The following is a 3,179-nucleotide window of genomic DNA, read 5'->3' as shown; positions in this document are numbered from 1 at the left end:
TCCATCATCACGGTGACGCCCGCCTGCACCGCGCCCCAGTCGATGGCGCCGAAGCGGCCCGACTGCAGTGCGGTCATCATCACGGGCAGCGTGAATTTGGATTGATCGGTCATCAGCACGAGGGCGGCGAGGAATTCGTTCCAGGCGCCGAGGAAGGCAAACAGGGCGATGGTGACGACGCCCGGCCAGACCAGCGGCAGCATCACCTTCCAAAGCATGGTGAGATTGCCGGCGCCGTCCATGCGGGCGGCTTCCTCGATCTCGCGCGGCACTGCGTCGAAGGCGTTGCGCATCATGAAGATCGAAAACGGCAGTTGCAGCGTCACATAAACGCCGACCAGGCCGGTCAGCGTGTTGTGCAGGCCAAGCTTGGTCAGCACCAGGAAGATCGGCGTCAGGATCGACTGGAACGGGATCATGATCGTCGACAGGATGAGGATGAAGAACAGGTCCTTGAACGGAAACCGGAACCGCGAAAAGCCGTAGCCGGCCAGCACGCTGACGGCGACCGACAGCACGACGGTCATCACCGAGACGTAGATGCTGTTTTGCGCCGAGACCCACAGCCCGTCGCCGAAGCTGTTGAGCGTGGCGTAGTTCTCCAGCGAGAAGCCTGATGTCGGCCAGGGCGGCAGCGGCGGCAGGCGCGCTTCGGTCGCTGGCTTGAACGCCGACAGCACCGCCCACACGATCGGCGCGGCAAACAGCACCGAGGCGACGATGCCGGTCGAATGCTCGCCGATGCGGCTCAAGAGCCGGCGGTTGCGGGAAGCGGCCTGCGCCATCAGTCGAGCCCCTCCGGCTTGCGCAGCAGCCACAGCTGGACGAGGCTGAGCGCCACCAGGATCACCAGCAGCACCATCGACAAAGCCGCGCCGTAGCCGAGCTTGAACGACACGAAGGACTGGTTGAAGATCCAGTAGACCGCCGTCAGCGTCTGGTTGCGTGGGCCGCCGCGCAGGATGATGTAGAACTGGTCGAAGGCGAGGATCGAGCCGGCGACCGACAGGATCAGGGCCAGCGCCAGCGTGCGGCGCATCAGCGGCAAAGTGATCGCCCTGAACCTGGCGAACGGACCGGCGCCGTCGATGACGGCCGCCTCCTGCAGATCCTGCGGGATCGATTGCAGGCCGGCCATCAGAATGATCATGGTGAAGCCGGCGACCTTCCAGACGACCATGGCGATGATCGACCAGAAGGCCGGCTGGAAGGTGGCCAAAAGGTTGAACTTCCTGTCGATCAGGCCAAGGTCGTAGGCGGCCGGGCTGAACAGGCCGGAATCGACGTTCAACAGCCATGACCAGAGCAGGCTGGCCGAGGCAAAGCCGACAACCGCCGGCATGAAGAACATCGTCCGGTAAAGATTGGTCAGCGGCCGCGGCCGCTCGACGAACAGTGCCAGCGGAAACGCCACCACGAAGATCGCGATGGTGACGATCACGGTGTAGTAGGCGGTGAAGCGCAGCGCGTTCCAGAACCGGGTGTCGCGCAGGATGGCGACATAGTTGCCGAGGCCGATAAAGCTGTGCTCGCCCATCAGGGGCCAGTTGTGCAGCGACATCCACGCCGTCATGCCGAGCGGGATCAGGAAAAAGACGACGACCAGCGCGACAGCCGGCGCGACATAGAGCAGGCCGATCCATTGGTGGCGGCTGGCGACCTTGCGGGCGCGGGGCGGGGCAGGGGTTGCTGCGGTGATGACGGTCATGACTGCGCGCTCGATGCTATTGGGACATTGGCAAAGAACCCCCTCACCCGGATTGCCAACCCAATTGAAGAGAGCAATTCGGGGCAATCCGACCTCTCCCCGAGGGGAGAGGAGGTTGCCGGGGATGGTGCCAGCCTCTTCTCCCCAGCGGGGAGAAGGTGGCCGCGAAGCGGCCGGATGAGGGGGTCTTTTCTCAACGCGATAGCCCTGCCGTTGGCGATGCGGTATCCGGCCACCCGCCCAGGGAGACAGGCGGGCGGCCGGCAGGCGTCCGCTACTTCTGCGGCGCCTGGTCGATGATCGACTGCATCGTTTCCTGCGCATTGGCTATCGCGCCATCGACATCGTCGCCGAAGAAGACCTCGTTGATCATCTGCGTCCACGGGCCGTTGGCGGAGTTGATCAGGTCGTTGAACACCACCGAATAGGGCGTCTTGCCCTTGGCCATGGCTTCGGCGGCGATCTGGTAGCGCGGATCGAGATCCTTCAACGCGTCCTTGGCGATGTCGCCGCGCACCGGCAGGCTTCCGTATTTGGCAAGGATGGTCTGGCCCTCGAGCGAATAGGCGAAATCGAGGAACTCCTTCACCACGGGCAGTTTCGTGGTGCCCTTGGTGACGACGAAATTGTCGCCGCCCGCAAAGGACGACCAGCCGCTGTCCTTGCCCGGCAGGAAGGTGACGCCGTAATCGATGTCGGGATACTGGGTGTTGAGCGCGCCGATGGCAAAGGCGCCGGACGGCGAGATGCCGATATTGCCGGCGGCGAAGGCGGCAAAGAAATTGGCGCCGGTGTCGGTCTGTGCGCCTGCCGGTACCAGATCCTTCTTGACCATCGAGCGGTAGAGATCGATGGCGCCGCGCAGCTGCGGGCTGTCCAGCGTCGCCTTCGAGCCGTCTTCGCTCAGGATGTCGCCACCAGACGCCCAGATCAGGGGCGTGAAGGTGAAGATGTTGCAGCCGCCGCAATTGCCCGAGAAGTAGAAGCCCTTGATGTTGCCGCCGAGCGCGTTGACCTTCTCGGCATCGGCCGCGATCTCGGCCCAGTTGGCCGGGCCTTTTTCGGGATCGAGGCCGGCCTGCTTGAACAGCTTCTTGTTCCAGATCAGCACCGAGGCGTCGGCGGAGAAGGGCAGGCCGTAAATGTGGTCTTTGTAGGTGCCGGTCTTAACATGCGCCGGCGACAGGCTGGCAAAATAGGGCAGGGACTTTGCCCAGTCGGTGATGTCCTCCAATTGGCCGGCTGCGGCGAAGGAGGGCGTGTAGATCAGGTCGAGCGACAGCGCGTCGGGCGCTGTGCCGCCGGCGGCCGCGGCACCGTATTTGGGGATGATCTCGGCATTGGGGATGATATCGAGCTTGACCTGGTTGGTGTGCGCCTTGTTGTAGGCATCGACGATCCTCGGCATGAAATTCGAACCGTCGGCGCGCACCCATATGTTGGCCGTCTCGGCGGCGGCAGTGCCGAGACC

The 3,179-nt window shown here is 63.8% G+C and carries 3 protein-coding genes; all 3 read right to left on the bottom strand.

Going from position 1 to position 3,179, the window contains the following annotated elements:
• On the bottom strand, positions 1–785 hold a 785-nt coding region (locus EN991_RS29320; RefSeq protein WP_164769449.1), incomplete at its 3' end, for a carbohydrate ABC transporter permease.
• Positions 785–1,708 (bottom strand): sugar ABC transporter permease, encoded by a 924-nt coding sequence (locus EN991_RS29315; protein WP_024503911.1) that lies wholly within the window; start codon positions 1,706–1,708, stop codon positions 785–787. The genes EN991_RS29315 and EN991_RS29320, both read right to left, overlap by 1 nt.
• Positions 1,709–1,982: 274 nt before the next feature.
• A partial coding sequence (locus EN991_RS29310; protein ID WP_164769448.1) for a sugar ABC transporter substrate-binding protein occupies positions 1,983–3,179 on the bottom strand: 1,197 nt, incomplete at its 5' end.

Source organism: Mesorhizobium sp. M7A.F.Ca.US.005.03.2.1, from assembly GCF_003997795.1.
In the GTDB taxonomy this organism is placed as follows: domain Bacteria; phylum Pseudomonadota; class Alphaproteobacteria; order Rhizobiales; family Rhizobiaceae; genus Mesorhizobium; species Mesorhizobium ciceri.
This window is presented reverse-complemented; position numbering and strand designations above follow the sequence as displayed.